Raw genomic sequence first — 21,478 nt, forward strand, 5'->3', positions numbered from 1 at the left:
CTAGGGGGCGTGAGTGCCCGCCGCAAGGAACCCGCTCGCCCCCGTCGCTCCGGCTCCGCCGGGGGCCGCCGGGTCCGTCTCCTTCGCCGCCTGGGCCCGGAGCGCCGCCATCTCCGCCCGGGTGCGCCGCGCGGTGCGCAGGGCGTCCCAGGTCAGGATGGACAGGGCCAGCCACACCAGGGCGAACCCGGCCCAGCGCTCCGGCGGCATCGCCTCATGGAAGTAGGCCACCCCGAGCAGGAACTGGAAGACCGGCGCCAGGTACTGGAGCAGTCCGAGGGTGGACAGCGGCACCCGGATCGCGGCCGCGCCGAAGAAGACCAGCGGGATGGCGGTGACCACGCCCGTCGCGGCCAGCAGGGCCGCGTGGCCGGCGCCCGAGGTCCCGAACGTGGACGAGCCCTGGGCGCCCAGCCAGAGCAGATAGCCCAGCGCCGGCAGGAACTGCACGGTGGTCTCGGCCGCCAGCGACTCCAGGCCGCCGATGTTCACCTTCTTCTTGACCAGGCCGTACACCGCGAAGGAGACGGCGAGGCAGAGCGAGATCCACGGCGGGCGCCCGTAGCCGATCGCCAGCACCACCACGGCGGCGAAGCCGGTGCCGACCGCGACCCACTGGGCGCGGCGCAGCCGCTCCTTGAGCAGCAGCACCCCGAGCGCGATGGTGACCAGCGGGTTGATGAAGTAGCCGAGCGAGGCCTCCACCACATGGCCGGAGTTCACCGACCAGATGTAGATGCCCCAGTTGACGGTGATCACCGTGGCGGCGACGGTGATCAGGCCGAGCTTGCGGGGCTGCCGCAGCAGCTCGGGTATCCAGCCCCAGCGGCGTACGGCGAGGAGCGCGAGGCCCACCACGACCAGCGACCAGACCATGCGGTGGGCGAGGATCTCCACGGCGCCGGCCGGCTTGAGCAGCGGCCAGAAGAGCGGGACCAGGCCCCACATCCCGTAGGCGCCCAGCCCGTACAGCAGCCCGGCCCGCTGGTCCCGGCCGCCGTCGCCCTGATCGCCGGTGCTGCCCTGGCCGGCGGTGCCGCTCTGGCTGCCGGTGCCGCTCTGGCTGCCGATGCTGCCCTGGCCACCGGTGCCGAGCGCTCCCTGAAGGCCCGGTCGGCCTCCGCCGCCGTTCGCCGCCACTGGCCGTCCCCTCTCCGTGCCCGTCCGCCCGGTCGCCTGTCCGCCCGGGTGTCCGTCGGGGACGACGGTAGCGCCGCGCACGGCGCGCTGTCATGGCCGTATCGCCATACGGTCATGACAGCGCGCCGAGGCGGCCGGGTCCGTCGAGTGGGTCAGTGCTGCCGCAGGGCGTCGGCGACGGTGTCGGCGAGCGGGGTGGTGGGTCGGCCGATCAGCCGGGCCAGGTCGCCGCTGGTGCCGGCCAGCCGGCCGCGCTCGACCGCCTGGTCCACGTCGACCAGGATCGCGGCGAACGGCTCGGGCACCCCGGCGCCGGTCAGCACCGCCTGGTGCTCCTCGGGCGAGACGTTCCGGTACGCCACCTCCCGGCCGGACTGCCGGGCGACCTCGGCCGCGTACTCGGCGAACGACCAGGCGGTGTCGCCGCTCAGCTCGTAGACCCGGCCGAGGTGGCCCTCGCCGGTCACCACCGCGGCGGCCGCGGCCGCGTAGTCGGCACGGGCCGCGGAGGCCACCCGGCCCTCGCCCGCGTTGGCCACCACCGCCCCGTGCTCCAGCACCGGGGCGAGGTTGGCCGTGTAGTTCTCGGTGTACCAGCCGTTGCGCAGCAGCGTGTACGGCAGTCCGGAGTCGAGGATCAGCCGCTCGGTGACCTGGTGCTCGGCGGCCAGCTCGAAGTCGGCCTCCGGGCCGCCGAGGATGGAGGTGTAGGCGAGCTGGGCCACGCCCGCGGCCTTCGCCGCCTCGATGACGGCGGTGTGCTGCGGCACCCGCTTGCCGACCTCGCTGCCGGAGACCAGCACCACCCGGTCGCCGGCAGCGAAGACCCCGTCCAGGGTCTGTGGGCGGTCGTAGTCGGCGATGCGCAGCTGCACGCCGAGCTCCGCCAGACCGGCGGCCTTCTCCTTGTTCCGGACGACGGCCGTGATGCCGGAGGCGGGGGTGCCGCCGGCCAGCAGGGCGTCGATGGTCAGTCGGCCGAGGTGTCCGGTGGCTCCGGTGACGACGATGCTCATGGGGGTGCGTACTTCCGTTCCGTTTCCGTGGGAGGGGGACGCGATCCAACGTACGGCGCACACTAACTCTGGGAAAGTACCCACTTTGAAGTAAGGTACTGGTATGCAGGTAAGTGCACTCTCCGGAGCCCAGCGCGGCGGCGACGGCCCGGCGGCCCCCGTCGCGTCCGCGGCCCTCGTTCCGGACGTCAATGACGCCATGTGCCCCTCGCGGGCGATCCTGGAGCATGTCACCAGCCGCTGGGGTGTGCTGGTGCTGGCCGCGCTGCTGGACCGCTCCTACCGGTTCAGCGAGCTGCGGCGCCATGTGGGCGGGGTCAGCGAGAAGATGCTGGCCCAGACCCTGCAGACCCTGGAGCGCGACGGCTTCGTCCACCGGGACGCCAAGCCGGTGATCCCGCCGAGGGTCGACTACTCGCTCACCCCGCTGGGCCGGGAGGCGGCCGAGCAGGTGGCGGCGCTGGCCCGGTGGACCGAGCGCCAGGTCGAGACCGTCCGCGCGGCCCGCGCCGCCTACGACGACAGGGCCCGCACCTGAGAGGTGCGGGCCGCTGCCGATCGGTCGCGGGGGCCGATCATCGGTCGTGGGGACGGCTGGTCAGCCGATGACCGTCCAGGTGTCGCCGCCGGTGAGCAGCGCGGCCAGGTCGCCCTTGCCGCCGCGCTCCACGGCCGCGTCGAGCTGGTCGGCCATCAGGGTGTCGTAGACCGGTCGATCGACGCTGCGGAAGACGCCGATCGGGGTGTGGTGCAGGGTGTCGGGGTCGGCGAGCCGGGAGAGCGCGAAGGCGGTGGTGGGGCTGGTGTGGTGCGCGTCATGGACCAGGATGTCCGCCTTGTTGGCGGGGGTGACCGGGACCACCCGCAGATCACCGGTGGCCGGGTCGCGCACCACGCCCTTGGCGCCGTCAGCGCCGAACCGGATCGGCCGGCCGTGCTCCAGCCGGATCACCGCCTCCTCCGCCTGCTGCTTGTCCTTCAGGACCTCGAAGGCGCCGTCGTTGAAGATGTTGCAGTTCTGGTAGATCTCCACCAGGGCGGTGCCGGGGTGGTCGGCGGCCGCGCGCAGCACCTCGGTGAGGTGCTTGCGGTCCGAGTCCACGGTCCGGGCGACGAAGGTGGCCTCCGCGCCGATCGCCAGCGACACCGGGTTGAACGGCGCGTCCAGCGAACCCATCGGCGTCGACTTGGTGACCTTGCCCAGCTCGGAGGTGGGGGAGTACTGCCCCTTGGTCAGTCCGTAGATGCGGTTGTTGAACAGCAGGATCTTGAGGTTGACGTTCCGGCGCAGGGCGTGGATGAGGTGGTTGCCGCCGATGGACAGCGCGTCGCCGTCACCGGTCACCACCCAGACCGACAGATCGGGCCGGGAGGAGGCGAGCCCGGTGGCGATGGCCGGAGCGCGGCCGTGGATGGAGTGCATCCCGTAGGTGTTCATGTAGTACGGGAAGCGGGAGGAGCAGCCGATCCCGGAGACGAAGACGATGTTCTCCTTGGCCAGACCCAGCTCCGGCATGAACCCCTGGACGGCGGCGAGGATGGCGTAGTCACCGCAGCCCGGGCACCAGCGCACCTCCTGGTCGGACTTGAAGTCCTTCATGGACTGCGTGCCCTGCGCCTTGGGGACCAGCGTCAGCGACTCCCTCACCTTCACGGCCCCGCCGGCCGCCCTGGTCGCCCTGGCCCCCTCGGCCTTCTCCGCCGTCGCCCCGGCTCTTTCCGGCCCGGCCCCTTCGGCTCTCTCCGCCGCCCCGGCCGCCTCGGCCGCCGGTCCGGCTCCCTCGACCGCCCCCGCGTCCCCGGTCGGCCCGGAGGTTCCGGCCGCCCTCTCCGTCATCTCGGACACCTCAGTCATCGATGGACTCCTTGAGCGCGGCGGCGAGCTGTTCGGCCTTGAACGGCATCCCGTTCACCTGGGTGTGGCTGCGGGCGTCCACGAGATAGCGGGCTCTGATCAGGGTGGCGAGCTGGCCGAGGTTCATCTCCGGCACCACGACCCGGTCGTAGCGGCCGAGCACCGCGCCCAGGTTCTCCGGGAACGGGTTGAGATGGCGGAGGTGGGCCTGGGCGATCGACTCACCGGCTGCCCGCAGCCGGCGGACCGCGGCGGTGATCGGCCCGTAGGTCGACCCCCAGCCCAGCACCAGGGTGCGGGCGGTGGCGCCCGGGTCGTCCACCTCCAGCTCGGGGACCGCGATGCCGTCGATCTTGGCCTGGCGGGTGCGGACCATCAGGTCGTGGTTGGCCGGGTCGTACGAGATGTTCCCGGTGCCGTCCTGCTTTTCGATGCCGCCGATCCGGTGCTCCAGCCCGGGGGTGCCGGGCACCGCCCAGGGGCGGGCCAGGGTGAGCGGGTCGCGCTTGTACGGCCAGAAGACCTCGGTGCCGTCGGCGAGGGTGTGGTTCGGCCCGGTCGCGAAGGCCACCGTGAGGTCCGGCAGCTCCGAGGTGTCCGGGATCCGCCACGGTTCCGAGCCGTTGGCCAGATAGCCGTCCGAGAGGAGGAAGACCGGGGTGCGGTAGGTCAGGGCGATCCGGGCGGCCTCCAGCGCGGCGTCGAAGCAGTCCGCCGGGGTGCGCGGGGCCACGATCGGCACCGGGGCCTCGCCGTTGCGCCCGTACATCGCCTGGAGTAGATCGGCCTGCTCGGTCTTGGTCGGCAGCCCGGTCGAGGGCCCGCCGCGCTGGATGTCCACCACCAGCAGCGGCAGCTCCAGGGAGACGGCCAGCCCGATGGTCTCGCTCTTGAGCGCCACCCCCGGCCCGGAGGTGGTGGTCACCGCCAGCGCACCGCCGAAGGCCGCGCCCAGGGCGGCGCCGATGCCGGCGATCTCGTCCTCGGCCTGGAAGGTCCGTACGCCGAAGTTCTTGTGCTTGCTCAGCTCGTGCAGGATGTCGGAGGCCGGGGTGATCGGATAGGACCCGAGATAGAGGGGCAGATCAGCCTGCCGGGAGGCGGCGACCAGCCCGTAGGAGAGGGCCAGGTTGCCCGAGATATTGCGGTAGGTGCCGGCCGGGAACGCCGTCACCGCGGGGGAGACCTCATAGGAGACGGCGAAGTCCTCCGTGGTCTCCCCGAAGTTCCACCCCGCCCGGAAGGCGGCCACATTGGCCTCGGCGATCTGCGGCTTCTTGGCGAACTTGGCCCGCAGGAAGTTCTCGGTGCCCTCGGTGGGGCGGTGGTACATCCAGCTCAGCAGGCCCAGGGCGAACATGTTCTTCGACCGCTCGGCCTCCTTGCGGGACAGGCCGAAGTCCTTCAGCGCCTCGATCGTCAGGGTGGTCAGCGGCACCGGGTGGAGGCGGTAGCCGTCGAGGGACCCGTCCTCCAGCGGCGAGGTGGCGTAGCCGACCTTGGCCATGGCGCGCTTGGCGAACTCGTCGGTGTTGACGATGATCTCCCCGCCGAGCGGCACATCGGCGATATTGGCCTTCAGCGCGGCCGGGTTCATCGCGACCAGCACGTTCGGCGCGTCACCCGGGGTCAGGATGTCGTGGTCGGCGAAGTGCAGCTGGAAGGAGGAGACACCCGGCAGGGTGCCGGCCGGGGCCCGGATCTCGGCGGGGAAGTTCGGCAGCGTGGACAGGTCGTTCCCGAACGACGCCGTCTCCGAGGTGAACCGGTCACCCGTCAGCTGCATACCGTCACCCGAGTCACCCGCGAAGCGGATGATCACACGATCCAGGCGGCGGACTTCCTTCTCCACACCGTGCTGTCCCGGGATACCGCGCCGGTCCCCGGCCTCATCGGCCTCGTCGGCTTGGTCGGACGGGCTACTGACCTGACTGGTCACTGAACTGGACCTCCTTCGAGACAAGGGGCCTCCCCGCCGTCGGCGGGCGAGCGTTCGGGGGATGACCGGCCCACCGGCCATCCCGCAATCAACCCTACGTCGGCAGGCTCGGCCTTCTCTGGAGCGTGGAAAAGGTCGGACCACTTTCGGACGGTTCCCGAAGCGCCGCCCCACCCCTGGCGCTCCCGGCCCCGCCCCCGCCCGCGCCGCCCGGGACCGCCCCTCGGCCCGGCACCGTCCTTTCCGCCGTACGGGTGAGCACCTCGTCCGCGTCCCCGGCGACCTCGGCCGCCCTCCCCTGCCGTCCGATGCTCCGGCTCGGCCGCCGCCCCCCGTCAGCCGTTGAGATAGGTCAGTACGGCCAGCACCCGGCGGTGGTCGCCGTCGCTCTGCGACAGCCCCAGCTTCTGGAAGATGTTGCTCACGTGCTTCTCCACCGCGCCCTCGCTGACCGTCAGCGCCTTGGCGATCGCCGAGTTCGTCCGGCCCTCCGCCATCAGGGCCAGCACCTCGCGCTCCCGCGGGGTCAGGGCGGCGAGCACGTCCTGCTTCCGGCTGCGGCCCAGCAACTGCGCCACCACCTCGGGGTCGAGGGCCGTGCCCCCGCCGGCGACCCGCACCACCGCGTCGACGAACTCCCGCACCTCCGCGACCCGGTCTTTCAGCAGATAGCCCACCCCGCCGCCGTTGCCCGCCATCAGCTCGGTGGCGTACCGCTCCTCCACATACTGCGAGAGCACCAGCACCCCGATCCCCGGGTGATCTCGACGCAACCGCACCGCCGCCCGGATGCCCTCGTCCGTATGGGTGGGCGGCATCCGTACGTCCGCCACCACCACATCGGGCAGCGCCGCCTCGGCCGCCAGCTCCGCCACCGTCTTGATCAGCGCCTCACCGTCACCCACCCCGGCGACCACCTCGTGCCCCCGGTCGGTCAGCAACCGGGTCAGCCCCTCCCGGAGCAGCACCGAGTCCTCCGCGATGACCACCCGCACCCTGTCCTCCGCCATGAACGTGCATCCCCCTGAGGTCGATCCGCACACGCGTCCACCGCGCGTCCGGTACAGCATCCCAGTCCTCCCACCGCCGGGTGCGGGTCTGTGGACAACGGGGATGTGGCGTGAATACGCCGACTCAGGGGCGCCGGTTGTCCAGGTGGTGGACGCCCGGGTGGCGGCCCGTCCGGATAGTGGCCGCGCCCGGGGTCCCGGCCTGCCCGGGTGGTGGCGGTCCGGGTGCGTGGCGGTCCGGGTGGTGGCCGTGCCTGGGTGGTGGCGGTCCGGGTGGTGGCCGCGCCTGGGTGGGGGGCGGTCCGGGTGGGGGCCGCCCGGTCCCGACCGCGGGGGCTCGGCCGCCGGGGGTCTCGGCCGCAGGGGCCCCGCTTGTCCGGGGTCCCGGCCGCCGGAGGTCCCGGCCGCCGGAGGTCTCGGCCGCAGAGGTCCCGCTTGTCCGGGGGCTCGGCCGCCTGAGGTCTCGGCCGCCGGGGGTCCCGGCTCGGGGTCCCGGCCGCCCGGGGTCCCGCCCGGGGGGCCCGGGTGGCCGCCGGGGGGCCCGGGTGGCCGCCGGGGTGCCCACCCGGGCGGTGGCGCTTCAGCTCCGTACCCGCCAGGGCAGCTCCGCGGTGACGGTGGTCCCTTCACCCGGCGGTGAGTGCACGGCCAGGATCCCGTCCACCGCGTCCAGCCGCTCGGCCAGCCCCGCGAGCCCGCCGCCGGCGGTGATCGCCGCCTCTCCCCGCCCGTCATCCGTGACCTGGAGCATCAACCGGTTCTCGACCTGCCAGACGTCGATGGTGGCGGTGTGGGCGTGGGCGTGTTTGGAGATGTTCTGGAGGAGTTCGGAGACGGTGAAGTAGGCGATGCCTTCGATGGCGGGTGCGGGGCGTTGGGGGAGGTCGACGTCGACGGTGACGGGGACGGTGCAGCGGGTGGCTATGGCGGAGAGGGCGGCGTCGAGTCCGCGGTCGGTGAGGACGGCGGGGTGGATGCCGCGGGCGAGGTCGCGGAGTTCTTGGAGGGCGATTTTTACTTCGCCGTGTGCTTCGTCGACCATGCGGGCGGCTGCTTGGGGGTCTTCGGTGAGTTTTTCCTTGGCGAGGCCGAGGTCCATGGCGAGGGCGACGAGTCGGGCTTGTGCGCCGTCGTGGAGGTCGCGTTCGATGCGGCGCAGGTCGGCGGCGGCGGTGTCCACCACCAACCCCCGATCCGACTCCAGCTCAGTCACCCGGCTGGCCAGCCGGGAGGGGCTGAGCAGACCGATGACCAGTCCCCGGTCCACCATCGCCAGCGCCCGGATCACCCAGGGCGTGATCAGGACCAGGGCCAACCCCACCAGGCTGGTGGCGGCGATCTCACCCGGGGCGTCCAGGTAGATCGCGTGGTCCCGGTCGCCGTAGAGCTGGAGGCCGCCCGTGCCCGCGTAGACCGGGAAGACCCAGCGCCAGAGCGGATAGGTCGCGAAGCACCAGCCGTACGCCCAGAAGCTGAGCGCCACACTGAAGGCGAAGACGGCCCATGGCATGTGCAGCAGCGCGTAGAGCAGGTGTCGCCATGACTCACCGCTCTTGAAGAGCGCGGCCGTCCGCTTCATCACCCCCTTGCCGGACCCGGCGAGCACCGGGGCGGGCGAAGGGACCCTGAGCCCGAGCAACGTCCGCGCCCGGGCCCGCTCCACCACCCCGAAGCCGCGGCACATGGCCAGGCCGGCGGCGAGCAGCGGTATCCCCACGAAGGTGACGAGCAGGCCGGCGCCCACCGCCATCGCGGTGATGGTCAGGATGAAGTAGGCCAGGCTCAGCGGGAAGCCGAGCAGAAGGTAGCCGAACTCGCGCCAGGTGCGCGCCTCGAACGGGGCACGCAGCACCGCGGGAAGGCGGTGGCGTCGGGTATCCGGTCCGTAGGCCAGGGCCATCGCAGGGCTCCGTCCGTTTCGTCTGTGTAGTGGGTGGGAGTCGCGGTCAGCGGACGCCATCGGGGGTATGGCGGTCGGCTGACGTCGCTTGTGGAGTGGTGGTCGGCGGACGTTGCTTGTGGAGTCGCGGTCAGCAGACCGGGCGGGCGTTCACGGTGGCCGGCCGCCAGGGCAGTTCCGCGGTGACGACGGTCGGCCCGCCCACCGGCGAGTCCACCAACAGCACCCCGTCCACCGCGCCGATCCGCTCGGCCAGGCCCGCCATCCCGGTACCTCCGCCTCCGCTGCCGGTGCCGTCGGTACCGCCACCGCTGCCGGTACCGCCCGCGCCGTCGAGCCGGGCGCCGCCGCGCCCGTCGTCGCCCACGCGTATCAGCAGCCGGTCGTCCGCCTGCCAGACGTCGATGGTGGCGGTGTGGGCGTGGGCGTGTTTGGAGATGTTCTGGAGGAGTTCGGAGACGGTGAAGTAGGCGATGCCTTCGATGGCGGGTGCGGGGCGTTGGGGGAGGTCGACGTCGACGGTGACGGGGACGGTGCAGCGGGTGGCTATGGCGGAGAGGGCGGCGTCGAGTCCGCGGTCGGTGAGGACGGCGGGGTGGATGCCGCGGGCGAGGTCGCGGAGTTCTTGGAGGGCGATTTTTACTTCGCCGTGTGCTTCGTCGACCATGCGGGCGGCTGCTTGGGGGTCTTCGGTGAGTTTTTCCTTGGCGAGGCCGAGGTCCATGGCGAGGGCGACGAGTCGGGCTTGTGCGCCGTCGTGGAGGTCGCGTTCGATGCGGCGCAGGTCGGCGGCGGCGGTGTCCACCACCAACCCCCGATCCGACTCCAGCTGCGCGATCCGCCGCTCCAGGTCGTCGGAGGGGGAGAGCAGCCCCCGCACCAGGATCCGGTCCACAGTGCTCAGCCCGCGGACCAGCAGGGGCAGCACCGGCCACAGCACCACCAGCGCGACCAGGGTGACGCTGAACGTCAGCACCCCCCACGGGAAGCGCACCACCTCGTACAGCACCGCCCGCCAGGCCACCGGGTCCTTCAACCGCTCCCAGAGCCAGGGCAGGACACCGCCCTGCGACGGCCCCGGCAGCGCGCTGGGCTCCTCGATCCGTATCCCGAGCAGCGCCCGGGCCCGTGCACGCTCCGCGCGCCCCAGCAGCCGCGCCCCGGCCAGCCCGAGGGCGAGCAGCGGGGCACCGACGACGGTCACCAGCATCCCGGCGCCGACGGACACCATGGTGATCGCGTAGACGAAGCCGATCACGGCGGCCGGGAGGCTGGTCAGGAGGTACACGACCTCCAGCCAGACCTGCCGGTCGAAGCTGAATCGTGCGGTACGTGCGGTCATGTGAACAGGTTGCCGGTGCCGCACCCGCCGCCGCCATGGGGTATGTCGGTGGATCCATCCGGGGGTTAACCCCACCCCCGCGCCCGCCCGCGCCCGTCCGTCTGCCGTCCCGGCGGGTGGCACGGCTGGCCGCCGGCGCGAGCCCAGGGCCTAGACTCCCGTGCGTACAGATCGCATAAGGACCGCCGGTGACCGCGCGCACCTCGCAGGCGGTAGCGGACACCGAAGCACACGGGCAGGGAACGAGGGAGACGGACGTGCCGGAACCGACCGCGGCGGCGGTGCCGATCGCGGCGAGCGCACCGACCACGGCGACCGTGCCGGGCGCCGCCGGCCCTCTCGCGGCGGACTACTTCCAGAGTTACTCGGTCGTCGGCCTGCTCGCCGTCCTCGGCGTCCTGTTCGTCGCCGCCGCCTTCGGGGCCGGCCGGCTGCTGCGGCCCGTCGTCCCCACCCCCGAGAAGCTGCTGACGTACGAGTGCGGTGTCGACCCGGTCGGCGAGGGCTGGGCCCACACTCAGGTCCGCTACTACGTCTACGCTTTTCTGTACGTCATCTTCGCGGTGGACTCGATCTTCCTCTTCCCCTGGGCGACCGTCTTCGCCGCACCCGGCTACGGCGGCACCACGCTGGTCGAGATGTTCGTCTTCCTCGGCTTCCTCGCCGTGGGGCTGCTCTACGCGTATAAGAAGGGCGTCCTGACATGGACGTGACCCGCGGGACGTCGGTCGACCTCCCCGATCCCCAGCTCCCCTCCGCCGCCGGAACCGGCGCGACCCCGGCCACCGGCGGCAGTGGGCGCCTCGGCGCCCTCGCCCGGCTCGCCCCCGAGCCGATGAAGGTGGTCCTCAACTGGGGCCGCCGCTACAGCCTGTGGGTGTTCAACTTCGGGCTGGCCTGCTGCGCGATCGAGTTCATCGCCGCCTCCATGGCCCGCCACGACTTCATCCGGCTCGGGGTGATCCCGTTCGCGCCCGGACCGCGCCAGGCCGACCTGATGGTGGTGTCCGGGACGGTCACCGACAAGATGGCGCCCGCGGTCAAGCGGCTGTACGAGCAGATGCCGGAGCCGAAGTACGTCATCTCCTTCGGCGCCTGCTCCAACTGCGGCGGACCGTACTGGGACTCGTACTCCGTCACCAAGGGCGTCGACCAGATCATCCCGGTCGATGTGTACGTACCGGGCTGCCCGCCCCGGCCCGAGGCGCTGCTCCAGGGCATCCTCAAACTCCAGGAGAAGATCGCCCACGAGTCGCTCGGCGAGCGCTACGGCCACGGCGGCCGCCCGCCGTCCCCGGTCGAGCGGCTCCGCAGCGGCCTGACCCCGCCGCCCGCGGGAGGCCCCTCGTGAACGCCGCCCACGATTCCCTGCCGGACGCCGTCACCGAGGTCTTCGGCCCGGAGGCCACCGCCGAGCAGGCATACGACCTGCTCACCGTGGACGTCCCGGCCGCCGACTGGATCGCCGCCCTGGAGACCGCCCGCTCCGCGCTGGCCTGCACCTACTTCGACTGGCTGAGCGCCGTCGACGAGCCCGCCACGGGCTTTCGCGTCTGCGCCCACCTGGTCGCCCTCGACGGCGGCCGGGTGCGGCGGCTGATGCTGCGCACCACGGTGCCGCACACCGCGCCCGAACTGCCGAGCGCCGTCGGCGTCTACGCGGGCGCCGCCTGGCACGAGCGGGAGACGCATGAGATGTTCGGCGTGGTCTTCACCGGCCATCCGCACCTCGTCCCGCTGCTGCTGCCGGAGAACTTCGAGGGCCACCCACTGCGCAAGGACTTCGTGCTGGCCGCCCGGGTGGCGAAGGCCTGGCCGGGGGCCAAGGAGCCGGGCGAGTCGGAGCACGGCGGCCCGAAGCGGCGCCAGATGCTGCCGCCCGGCGTGCCCGACCCCAACGAGTGGGGACCGCTCAAGGGCCAGCTCCCGCCCGCCCCGGCCCGCCCGACCCGCGAGCGCCCGGCCCGTGCCGCGGGCGACCGGCCGGTACGGCGTACCCGCACGGCCGGCGAGGGCCCGACCGGCCAGACCGCCCCCACCGACCCGACGGCGGAAGCTTCCGGCGCCGCCGCCCCCGCCGCTGCGGAACCGTCCGAGGCCCCCCGCCCCCGCCGCGCCCGGCGTGCCTCGGACGGTTCGGCCAGCCAGACATCCCCGGCCACCAGTCCGGACACGGACGGTCCGGACGAGGGGGCCGCCCCGGCGCAGGGCGCCGCCCGCCCGCCCCGCCGCAACCGGCGAGCCTCCGAGGGCTCGGCCGGCCAGGCCCCGGACACGGCCTCTTCCTCGGGTACGGGCTCGGGCGCCGCCGCGGACGAACCCTCCGCGCAGCCGCCGACCCCGGCCGCCCCCCGCCGCAACCGCAGCGCAAGCGCCGGCTCGGCCAGCCAGCGCACCACCGGCCCCGAAGCCACCGGCGCCGCATCCTCGGAGCGGACGCAGTCCCCCCGCGCCTCGGAGCCCTCGCCGTCCGCCGAAGACACCTCCGCCGGTACGCCCAGGGGCGCATCGCGGCCGCCGCGCACCCGTAGCGCGGACGCCCCCTGGAACAACCCGCGCCCGGCCTTCGACGACGAGCCCGAGCCCCGCCGGGACCCTCGCCCCGCCACGCCCGCCGAGAAGACCGGCCAAGACGACGGTGCCGACGACGCGATCGACGAGACCGGCGACGCCGCCAAGGCGGAGAAGACAGCCAAGACGGAGAAGACCACCGAGCCGGACACGGCCGCCGAGGCCGAGAGGCCCGCCGAGCCGGACATGGCCGCCGAGCCGACAACAGCCCCCGAGGCCGAGAGAGCCGCCGAGCCGACAACAGCCCCCGAGGCCGAGAGAGCCGCCGAGCCGACAACAGCCGCCGAGGCCGAGAGAGCCGCCGAGCCGAAGAAGACGCCCGAGGACCGGGCGCCGGACGAGCCGAGCACGCCGGACGCGCCGGACACCCCGGCCGCGCCGGGCAGCGCGGGCGCGCCGAACGAGCCTCACCGGCCTGACACGCCGAACGCATCCCACCGGCCGAACACGCGAAGCACGCCGGAGGCGCCGGATACCCCGGCCGCGCCGGGCAGAGCGGGCGTGCCGGACCGGTCGAGCGCGCCCCGCATGCCGGACAAGCCGCGCACACCGGATACCCCGTCCACCCCCTCCACCCCCGCCGACGACCGACCGACCGAAGGAGACACAGACGCGTGAGCGACGCACTCGACATCGCCCTGCGGCTGCTCGTCGTCTTCGCCGTGTTCCTGGTGCTGCCGCTGGTGGTCGGCCAGACGGAGCACAAGGTCATGGCGCATATGCAGGGGCGGCTGGGACCGATGTACGCGGGCGGGTTCCACGGCTGGGCCCAGCTGGTCGCGGACGGGGTCAAGTTCGCGCAGAAGGAGGACGTGGTGCCGGCCGACGCCGACCGCCGGGTCTTCCAGCTCGCCCCCGCCGTCGCCCTCCTCCCGTACCTCCTGGTGCTCGTGGCCATCCCGATCGGTCCCGGCGAAGGAGCGGTCGGCCAGGTGGTCGACGCCGGGATCTTCTTCGTGCTCGCCGTGATGGGCGTCGGCGTCCTCGGCTCCCTGATGGCGGGCTGGGCGTCCGCCAACAAGTTCTCCCTGCTCGGCGGTCTGCGTACGGCCGCGCAGCTGCTCGCCTATGAGCTGCCCATGCTGCTCGCCGCCGCCTCCGTGGCGATGGCCGCCGGCACCGTGTCGCTGCCGGGCATCCTGGACGCCTTCGAGTGGTGGTGGCTGCCCTGGCAGATCACCGGAGCCCTGGTCTTCTTCATCGCGGGCCTCGCCGAGCTCCAGCGGCCGCCGTTCGACATGCCGGTCGCCGACTCGGAGATCATCTTCGGCGCCTACACCGAGTACACCGGTCTGCGGTTCGCGCTGTTCCTGCTCGCCGAGTACGCGGGGATCGTCGTGCTCTGCGGTCTGACCACCGTCCTCTTCCTCGGCGGCTGGCACGGGCCGTTCGGCGCCGACGGACTCGGCTGGCTGTGGACCCTGCTGAAGACGGCCGTTCTCGCCTTCGTCGTCATCTGGCTGCGCGTCAGCTACCCGCGGCTGCGCGAGGACCAGCTCCAGAAGCTCGCCTGGACCACGCTCGTCCCGCTCGCCCTCGCCCAGATCGCCCTCACCGGCGTCGTCAAGGTGGTGATCCAGTAATGCCTCCGATCCCCGGCTCCGGCCTGGCCAAGGGGCTGGCCGTCACGCTCCGGACGATGACGCGCAAGAGCCACACCGCTCAGTACCCGGACGCCCAGCCCGAACTGCCGCCCCGCACCCGCGGGGTGATCGGGCTGTTCGAGGAGAACTGCACCGTCTGCATGCTCTGCGCCCGCGAGTGCCCCGACTGGTGCATCTACATCGACTCCCACAAGGAGACGGTGCCGGCCGCCACTCCGGGGGGCCGGGAGCGCAGCCGCAATGTCCTCGACCGTTTCGCGATCGACTTCGCCCTGTGCATGTACTGCGGTATCTGCATCGAGGTCTGTCCTTTCGACGCGCTGTTCTGGTCGCCGGAGTTCGAGTACGCGGAGACGGACATCCACGAGCTGACCCACGAGCGGGACAAGCTGCGCGAGTGGATGTGGACCGTGCCCGAGCCGCCGGCCCTCGACCCGGGCGCGGAGGAGCCCAAGGAGCTGGCCGCCGCCCGCAAGGCCGCCGACAAGCTCGCCGCCACCCAGGCCGCCGAAGCAGCCCAAGCCGCCGAAGCAGCCCAGGCCGCCGAGGCCACGGGGGCCGCGGGGGCCAAGGAGGCCCCCTCCGAGGGTGCCGACGGACAGCCGGGCCCCCGTCAGCCGGGCCCCGGGGCCCAGGGAGGCACCGAGTGACCCTGCTCGCCACCGCCACCGCCACCGCCGCCACCGCCCCGGCCGCCACCGCCCCCGGCTTCCTGTCGCCGACCGGTGTCGAGATCGCCTTCCTCCTCGTGGGTGCCGTCACCCTCGGGGCGGCCGTGATCACGGTGACCACCCGGCAGCTGGTGCACGCCGCGCTCTGGCTCGTCGTGGCGCTCGGCGGCCTCGCCGTGGAGTACCTGTTGCTGACGGCCGAGTTCATCGCCTGGGTGCAGGTCCTGATCTACGTCGGCTCCGTGGTCGTCCTCCTCCTCTTCGGGCTGATGCTCACCAGGGCGCCGATCGGGCGCTCCCCGGACGCCGACTCGGGCAACCGGCCGGTCGCGCTCGCCGTGGCCACCGCCGCGGCCGCCGCCCTCCTCTGGGTGGTGGTCGACGCCTTCCGTACCACCTGGATCGACCTGGGCGGCCCGGCCCAGGGCTCCACCCGGGTGTCCGGCGAGATCCTCTTCCGGCACTGGGTGCTGCCCTTCGAGGCGCTGTCGGTCCTCCTCCTCGCCGCGCTGGTCGGCGCCATCGTGCTCTCCCGCCGTAGCGGCGACGGGGATGGCGACGGAGACGGCGACGACGCGAAGGAACCCCGGGGAGAGGGCCCCCAGAGACAGGGCCCCCACCACACCGCCCCCGGGAAGGACCGCTGATGCACCTCGCCTACCCGGCGGTCCTCGCCGTCCTGCTGTTCTGCACCGGGCTCTACGGGGTACTCGCCCGGCGGAACGCGATCCTGGTCCTGATGTCCGTCGAGCTGATGCTCAACGCGGTCAACCTCAACCTGGTCGCCTTCGACGTCTGGCTCCGCGACACCCTGCACGCGGGACAGGCGCTGACCCTCTTCACCATCGCCATCGCCGCCGCCGAGATCGGCATCGGCCTGGCCATCGTGCTGATGGTCCACCGCAACCGCGACACCTCCGACGTCGACCGCCTCCGGGACACCGCCGAGCCGCGCCCCCGCCTGTCCGCCGCCCTCGGCCCCACCGACCCGGGCGCCGACGACGGCGGCTCCGGTGGTGACGACCCCGATGCCGACGACCCCGACTCCGACCGCACCGACCCCGGCCGGGCGGCCGGCGAGAAGGCCGAGGCCACCGCGTGACCACCACGACCCTCGCCGTCCTCGTCCCCCTCCTCCCGTTCCTCGCCGCCGCCGGCGGACTGCTGCTCGGCCGCACCGCGCCCGGGTTCGTCCGCCCGCTGGCCGTCGTACCGACGCTCGCCACGCTCGGCCTGACCGTGCTGGTGGCCGTCCGGCAGGGCGGGGGACCGGCGATCGACGCCGCCACCCGGCTCACGCCCACCGGCTCCGTACCGATCGATCTCGCCCTGCACCTCGACGGCTTCGCGGTGCTCACCGCCGTGTTGGTCGCCCTGGTCGCCTGCTGTGTGCAGATCTACTCGACGGCCTATCTGCGCGACGACCCGCGCTACCCCTCGTACGCCGCGCTGGTCTCCCTGTTCACCTCCGCGATGCTGCTCGTCGTCTACTCCGGCGACCTGATGGTGCTGCTGGTCGGCTGGGAGGTCATGGGCATCTGCTCGTACTTCCTGGTCGGCCACTACTGGGAGACCCCCGAGGCCCGGGCCGCCTCGCTCAAGGCCTTCCTGGTCACCAAGCTGGGCGACGTCCCCTTCCTCATCGGGCTCTTCGCCCTCGCCGCCGACGCCGGGACCTTCCGGATCACCGGGGTGCTGGACGCGGTCGCCCAGGGCCGGCTCGACCACCCCACCGTGGTGGCGCTGCTGCTGCTCGCCGGGGTCGCGGGCAAGTCGGCGCAGTTCCCGCTGCACACCTGGCTGCCCGACGCCATGGCCGGCCCCACCCCGGTGTCCGCGCTGATCCACGCCGCCACCATGGTCGCGGCCGGCGTCTATGTCGTGGCCCGGCTCCTTCCCGTCTTCGCCGCCTCCGCGGCCGCCCTCCTCGTACTGGCCGTGCTCGCCGCGATCACCATGGTCGGCTCCGGTATCGCGGCACTCGCCCAGGACGACATCAAGCGGGTGCTCGCCTACTCGACCATCGGCCAGCTCGGCTATATGACCGGCGCCCTGGCCGTCGGGGACCGCGGCGCCGCCCTCTTCCACCTCCTCGCGCACGGCGCCTTCAAGGCGCTGCTGTTCCTCGGCGCGGGTGTGGTGATCCACGCCGCCGGCACCAACTCGCTGGCCGCCATGTCCCGGATGCGCGGCCTGAGCCGCCGTATCCCCGACGCCTACTGGACGATGACGATCGCCCTGCTGGCGCTCGCCGCGCTCCCTCCCTTCGCCGGCTTCTTCTCCAAGGAGGCCGTCCTGGTGGCCGCCGAGCACACCGCCCTCGGCGAGCCCTCCGCGGCGGGTGGGCAGATCCCGGTCGGCGCCGGCTGGATCGTCCTGGTCTCCGGTCTGCTCACCGCCCTGCTCACCGCCGCCTATGCGACCCGGCTCTGGCTGCTGGCCTTCCGCGGCGACGGTGCCGAGGCACCGGACCCCCACCAGGCTGCCCATCCCGGCCGAGCGGAGAAGACCCCGGCCCGCCAGCCGCTCGCCATGACCGCCGTGCTGTGGGTGCTCGCCCTCCCCTCGCTCGCCTTCGGCCTGGCCGCCCCCTTCCTGCCCGACTGGTTCGACGGCCACCGCCTCACCCCGACGCTCACCACCGCCGTACTCTCCACCGGCGTCGCGCTCGTCGGAGCGCTGGTCACCTATGCCACCTGGCGGCACACCACCGCGCTGGCCGCCCGCACCCCGCTCGGCGCCGTCGCCGCCCACCCGGAGGCCGAGCCCGCCGTCTCCGAGGCGGAGGCCATCGCCAGCCACACCCCCGCCTACGGGGACATCGCCGCCGCCTCCGACCCGGCCGACCCCGGGCGCCTGCTCCTCGGCCCGCTGCACCGCCCGGCCGCCGCCGGCTTCCATCTGGACGCCGTCTACTCGGCCCTCTTCGTCAGGCCCGTCCGGGCCGCCGCCTCCCTGGTCGCCTTCCTCGACCGCGAGGTGGTGGAGAGCTATGTCCGCGGTGCGGGCGCCGGCTCACGGCTGCTCGGCTGGACCGTCCGCCGCGCCCAGACCGGCAATGTGCAGACCTACCTCAGCGTGCTGCTGGCCGGCTCCACGGTCCTGGCGGTCGCCGCCGTCGTCCTTGCCCACGTCAACGCCGGATCGTGAGCCGCGCCGTGATCGATATCAGCCCGTCCGTGATGCAGTTCCTTCTCGCGTTCCTCGTCGTCGGCCCGCTCCTCGGCGCCGCCGCCGCCCTGCTCCCGGCCCCGCCGGGGCTGAAGGGCACGTCGCCCGACCAGGCGGTGCTGCGCCACGGTGTCACGGTCACCGCGGCAGTGCTCATCGCCGCCGTCGTCCTCGCGCTCGGCTTCGACCACGACCAGCCGTCCAGGATGCAGGCGACCACCGACATCAGCTGGATCCCCGCGCTGGACGTGCGCATCCACCTCGGCATCGACGGCATCTCCCTCCCCCTTCTGGTGCTCACCGCGCTGCTGACCTTCCTCTGCGCGCTCTACAGCTACTTCTCCCCGCCCACCGGCCCCTCCCCGAAGGCGTTCATCGCGCTCCTCCTCGTCCTGGAAGCCGGGACCCTGGCCAGCTTCGCCGTCCTCGATCTGCTGCTGTTCTTCCTGGCCTTCGAGATGGTGCTCATCCCGATGTACTTCCTCATCGCCCGCTGGGGCGGTGCCCGGCGTCAGGCCGCCGCCTGGCGCTTCATCCTCTACACCCTGCTCGGCTCGGTCGTCATGCTGCTCGGCCTGCTCCTCGTAGGCCTGAGGGCGGGCACATTCGACATGGTGGCACTCGCCACTGACAACGGCCGCTCACTCACCGTGACCGTGCAGGTCATCGCCGTACTGGCGATCGGGATCGGGCTCGCCGTGAAGGCCCCGATGTGGCCGCTGCACAGCTGGCTGCCGGACGCCCACACCGCCGCCCCGACCGTCGGCTCGGTACTGCTCGCCGGGGTCCTGCTGAAGATGGGCACCTACGGCTTCGTCCGGATCGTCGTGCCCGTCGCACCCGACGGAATGCGGGTCTTCGCCCCGTACCTCGCCGCGCTCGCCGTCATCGGCATCATCTACGGCTCACTGGCGTGCCTCGCCCTCGCCCGGACCGGCGCCAAGGGCGACCTGAAGCGGCTCATCGCCTACTCCTCGGTGGGCCATATGGGCTTCGTGCTGCTCGGCATCGCGTCCATGACCCCCACCGGGATCAACGGCGCGCTGTTCGCCAACATCGCCCACGGGCTCATCACCGGACTGCTGTTCTTCCTGGTCGGAGCGGTCAAGGAGCGGTACGGCACGGCCGACCTGGACACCCTCGCCGGGGCGACCGGCGCCGCCCTCTACGGGCGCGCCCCGCGTCTCGGCGGCCTGTTCGCCTTCGCGGCCGTCGCCTCGCTCGGCCTGCCCGGGCTGGCCGGCTTCTGGGGCGAGATGCTCGCCCTCTTCGGCGCCTTCCGCCCCGCCGAGGGCCTCAGCCGCCCCGCCTTCCTCACCTTCACCGCGATCGGCGCCTTCGGCACCCTGCTCACCGCCGCGTATCTGCTGGTGGTGGTGCGCCGCCTCTGCATGGGCCGGGGCCCCACCGCCATCGCCGAGACGGGGACCCGTACCGCAGAGGCCCACGGGGGCGCCGGCACCCCGCCCCGTACCGAAGGAACCACCCTCGCCGACATCCGGCCGTACGAGGCCGCCGCCTGGGCGCCGCTCGCCGTCCTGACCGTCGTCGCCGGCCTCTGGCCCGCGCTCCTCCTCGGCCTCACCGACCCGGCCGTGCAGCAGCTCCTCGCAGGAGGCAACCAGTGACCGCCGCCACGACCGCCGCCGCGAGCGCCTCCGCCGAGCTCGTCCAGTCCGTCGACTGGGCGGCCATCGCACCCCCGGTGATCACCGCCGTGGTGGCGCTGGTCGCGCTGGTCGCCGACCTCTTCGTCCCCCCGGCACGCCGCCGGCTGCTTGGCTGGACCGCCATCGCCGGGCTGGTCGCCGCGCTGCTCGCGCTGCTGCCGCTGCGGGCAGGCGACCGGTCCACCTTCTGCCTCACCACCGACCCCGCCACCTGCGGCTACACCGCCGACCACTTCACCCTCGCGGTGCAGTTCCTGGTGCTCGGCGGTGCCCTGCTGACCGCGCTGCTCTCGCTCACCGAGACCGAGCGGCAGCGGGACGGGAGCGCCGGCCTCCCGGCCGGCGAGTTCTGGTTTCTGCTGCTCTCCTCCACCGCCGGCGCCGCGCTGCTGCCCGCCTCCCGCGACCTCGCCACCCTGGTCGTCGCCCTGGAGGTGGCCTCCCTCCCGGCCTTCGCGCTGGTCGGCCTCCGGCGCGGCGACCGGCTGTCCGGCGAGGCCGCGCTGAAGTTCTTCCTCTCCTCGGTCACCGCGACCGCCGTCACCCTGCTCGGCGTGAGCTTCGTCTACGCCGCGACCGGCACCCTCCATCTGACCGGTATCGCTGAGGCCCTGCCGCGGGTGCCGGGGCAGCTCGACACCCTGGCCACCGCGGGCGTCGCCCTCACCCTGGTGGGCTTCGCCTTCAAGACGGCCGCCGTGCCGTTCCACTTCTGGGTGCCGGACACCTACGCCGGCGCCCCGCTGCCGGTCGCCGCCTATCTGTCGGTGGTCGGAAAGGCGGTCGGCTTCACCGGGCTGATCCTGGTCGCGGTCATCGCCTTCCCCGCGTACGCCGACGTCTGGGGCCCCGCGCTGGCCGTGCTCGCCGCGCTGACCATGACCGCGGGCAACGCCGCCGCCCTGCGCCAGTCCGCCGCCCGCGCGCTGAGCGCCGTACGGCTGCTCGCCTGGTCCTCGGTGGCCCAGGCGGGCTATCTGCTGGTGCCGGTGGCCGCCGCCGCGTACACCGGCGCCGCCGCGGTCGGCGCGACGATCGCGTACGCCCTGATGTACGCGGTGGTCAACCTGGGCGCCTTCGCGGTGGTCGCCCTGGTGGCCCGTACCCACCCGGCCAAGCGGATCGCGGACTTCCGCGGCCTCTACGCCACCCGCCCCGCCGCCGCCCTCGCCCTGGCCTTCTTCCTGCTCTGCCTGGCCGGACTGCCGCCCGGCATCATCGGCCTGTTCGCCAAGGTGACCGTGTTCTCCGCGGCCGTGGACGCGGGGCTGGGCTGGCTCGCCGCGATCATGGCCGTCAACGTAGTGCTCGGCCTCTTCTACTACCTCCGCTGGACGGCCGTCCTCTTCCGCTCCCCGGCCCGTACGGAAGCACCGGTTCCGGAAACCGCACCGGTCGCGGTGCCCACAGGAACGGCGACCGCCACCACCCAGGTCAGGGAGCCCGTGCCGCTCCCACTGGCGGCGGCCCTCGCCCTCACCACCGTGGCGGCCGTGGCCCTCTCCGGCTATCCCCAGCTCGTCCTGGGCTTCGCCGCCCGGACCCTCTTCTGACCCGACCGGTTGTGCCCGCGGCCGGTCCGAGCTTCT

General features: G+C 73.1%; 18 protein-coding genes. 11 read left to right on the forward strand and 7 right to left on the reverse strand.

Annotation, left to right across the window (positions count from 1 at the left end; genetic code table 11):
- Complete coding sequence (gene rarD, locus ABZ945_RS13295) at nt 1-975, reverse strand: EamA family transporter RarD (protein ID WP_361268133.1); 975 nt, start codon at nt 973-975, stop codon at nt 1-3.
- Between the two features lie 317 nt (nt 976-1,292).
- Nucleotides 1,293-2,156 (reverse strand): SDR family oxidoreductase, encoded by an 864-nt coding sequence (locus tag ABZ945_RS13300; protein ID WP_361267801.1) that lies wholly within the window; start codon nt 2,154-2,156, stop codon nt 1,293-1,295.
- Between the two features lie 199 nt (nt 2,157-2,355).
- Here ABZ945_RS13300 and ABZ945_RS13305 point away from each other — a divergent pair, with 199 nt between their 5' ends.
- Nucleotides 2,356-2,694: a helix-turn-helix domain-containing protein gene (locus ABZ945_RS13305; protein WP_361268135.1), complete on the forward strand. Its 339-nt coding sequence runs from the start codon at nt 2,356-2,358 to the stop codon at nt 2,692-2,694.
- A gap of 60 nt (nt 2,695-2,754) precedes the next feature.
- Here ABZ945_RS13305 and ABZ945_RS13310 read toward each other — a convergent pair whose 3' ends face one another.
- The 5 genes from ABZ945_RS13310 to ABZ945_RS13330 form a co-directional block, all read right to left on the reverse strand.
- Nucleotides 2,755-3,756: a 2-oxoacid:ferredoxin oxidoreductase subunit beta gene (locus tag ABZ945_RS13310; RefSeq protein ID WP_361268138.1), complete on the reverse strand. Its 1,002-nt coding sequence runs from the start codon at nt 3,754-3,756 to the stop codon at nt 2,755-2,757.
- Nucleotides 3,757-4,003: 247 nt separating this feature from the next.
- Nucleotides 4,004-5,950, reverse strand: coding sequence for a 2-oxoacid:acceptor oxidoreductase subunit alpha (locus tag ABZ945_RS13315; RefSeq protein WP_361267803.1), 1,947 nt, complete (start codon nt 5,948-5,950; stop codon nt 4,004-4,006).
- Nucleotides 5,951-6,285: 335 nt separating this feature from the next.
- Nucleotides 6,286-6,960 (reverse strand): response regulator transcription factor, encoded by a 675-nt coding sequence (locus ABZ945_RS13320; protein WP_361267805.1) that lies wholly within the window; start codon nt 6,958-6,960, stop codon nt 6,286-6,288.
- Between the two features lie 580 nt (nt 6,961-7,540).
- A complete protein-coding gene (locus tag ABZ945_RS13325; RefSeq protein ID WP_361267807.1) occupies nt 7,541-8,860 on the reverse strand; it encodes a sensor domain-containing protein in 1,320 nt (439 codons plus the stop codon).
- A gap of 130 nt (nt 8,861-8,990) precedes the next feature.
- Nucleotides 8,991-10,202 (reverse strand): sensor domain-containing protein, encoded by a 1,212-nt coding sequence (locus ABZ945_RS13330; RefSeq protein ID WP_361267809.1) that lies wholly within the window; start codon nt 10,200-10,202, stop codon nt 8,991-8,993.
- 281 nt (nt 10,203-10,483) lie between these two features.
- Here ABZ945_RS13330 and ABZ945_RS13335 point away from each other — a divergent pair, with 281 nt between their 5' ends.
- Genes ABZ945_RS13335 through ABZ945_RS13380 form a run of 10 tightly spaced genes read left to right on the forward strand, consistent with a single transcriptional unit; the run spans nt 10,484 to nt 21,442 of the window.
- A complete protein-coding gene (locus tag ABZ945_RS13335; protein ID WP_361268140.1) occupies nt 10,484-10,915 on the forward strand; it encodes an NADH-quinone oxidoreductase subunit A in 432 nt (143 codons plus the stop codon).
- Nucleotides 10,906-11,553 carry an NADH-quinone oxidoreductase subunit B family protein gene (locus ABZ945_RS13340; protein WP_361267811.1) on the forward strand — a complete coding sequence of 216 codons (648 nt, stop codon included), beginning with the start codon at nt 10,906-10,908 and terminating at the stop codon, nt 11,551-11,553. Before ABZ945_RS13335 ends, ABZ945_RS13340 begins: the two co-directional genes overlap by 10 nt.
- Entirely contained in the window at nt 11,550-13,391 is a 1,842-nt protein-coding gene (locus ABZ945_RS13345) for an NADH-quinone oxidoreductase subunit C (protein ID WP_361267813.1), read from the forward strand. The genes ABZ945_RS13340 and ABZ945_RS13345 overlap by 4 nt, the downstream gene beginning before the upstream one ends.
- Nucleotides 13,388-14,356, forward strand: a complete 969-nt coding sequence (locus tag ABZ945_RS13350; RefSeq protein ID WP_361267815.1) for a complex I subunit 1 family protein — start codon at nt 13,388-13,390, stop codon at nt 14,354-14,356. Before ABZ945_RS13345 ends, ABZ945_RS13350 begins: the two co-directional genes overlap by 4 nt.
- Entirely contained in the window at nt 14,356-15,027 is a 672-nt protein-coding gene (locus ABZ945_RS13355; protein WP_361267817.1) for an NADH-quinone oxidoreductase subunit I, read from the forward strand. The genes ABZ945_RS13350 and ABZ945_RS13355 overlap by 1 nt, the downstream gene beginning before the upstream one ends.
- Nucleotides 15,024-15,695, forward strand: a complete 672-nt coding sequence (locus ABZ945_RS13360) for an NADH-quinone oxidoreductase subunit J (RefSeq protein ID WP_361267819.1) — start codon at nt 15,024-15,026, stop codon at nt 15,693-15,695. The genes ABZ945_RS13355 and ABZ945_RS13360 overlap by 4 nt, the downstream gene beginning before the upstream one ends.
- Nucleotides 15,695-16,150, forward strand: coding sequence for an NADH-quinone oxidoreductase subunit NuoK (nuoK, locus tag ABZ945_RS13365; protein WP_361267821.1), 456 nt, complete (start codon nt 15,695-15,697; stop codon nt 16,148-16,150). The genes ABZ945_RS13360 and nuoK overlap by 1 nt, the downstream gene beginning before the upstream one ends.
- A complete protein-coding gene (locus ABZ945_RS13370) occupies nt 16,147-18,198 on the forward strand; it encodes an NADH-quinone oxidoreductase subunit L (protein WP_361267823.1) in 2,052 nt (683 codons plus the stop codon). Before nuoK ends, ABZ945_RS13370 begins: the two co-directional genes overlap by 4 nt.
- A 32-nt stretch (nt 18,199-18,230) precedes the next feature.
- Nucleotides 18,231-19,847 (forward strand): NADH-quinone oxidoreductase subunit M, encoded by a 1,617-nt coding sequence (locus ABZ945_RS13375; protein WP_361267825.1) that lies wholly within the window; start codon nt 18,231-18,233, stop codon nt 19,845-19,847.
- On the forward strand, nt 19,844-21,442 hold the full coding sequence (locus ABZ945_RS13380) for an NADH-quinone oxidoreductase subunit N (protein WP_361267827.1): 1,599 nt from the start codon (nt 19,844-19,846) through the stop codon (nt 21,440-21,442). Before ABZ945_RS13375 ends, ABZ945_RS13380 begins: the two co-directional genes overlap by 4 nt.
- Nucleotides 21,443-21,478: the final 36 nt, after the last annotated feature.

Origin of the sequence: Streptomyces sp. NPDC046887 (genome assembly GCF_040644755.1) — a bacterium.
Lineage (GTDB): Bacteria > Actinomycetota > Actinomycetes > Streptomycetales > Streptomycetaceae > Streptomyces > Streptomyces lichenis.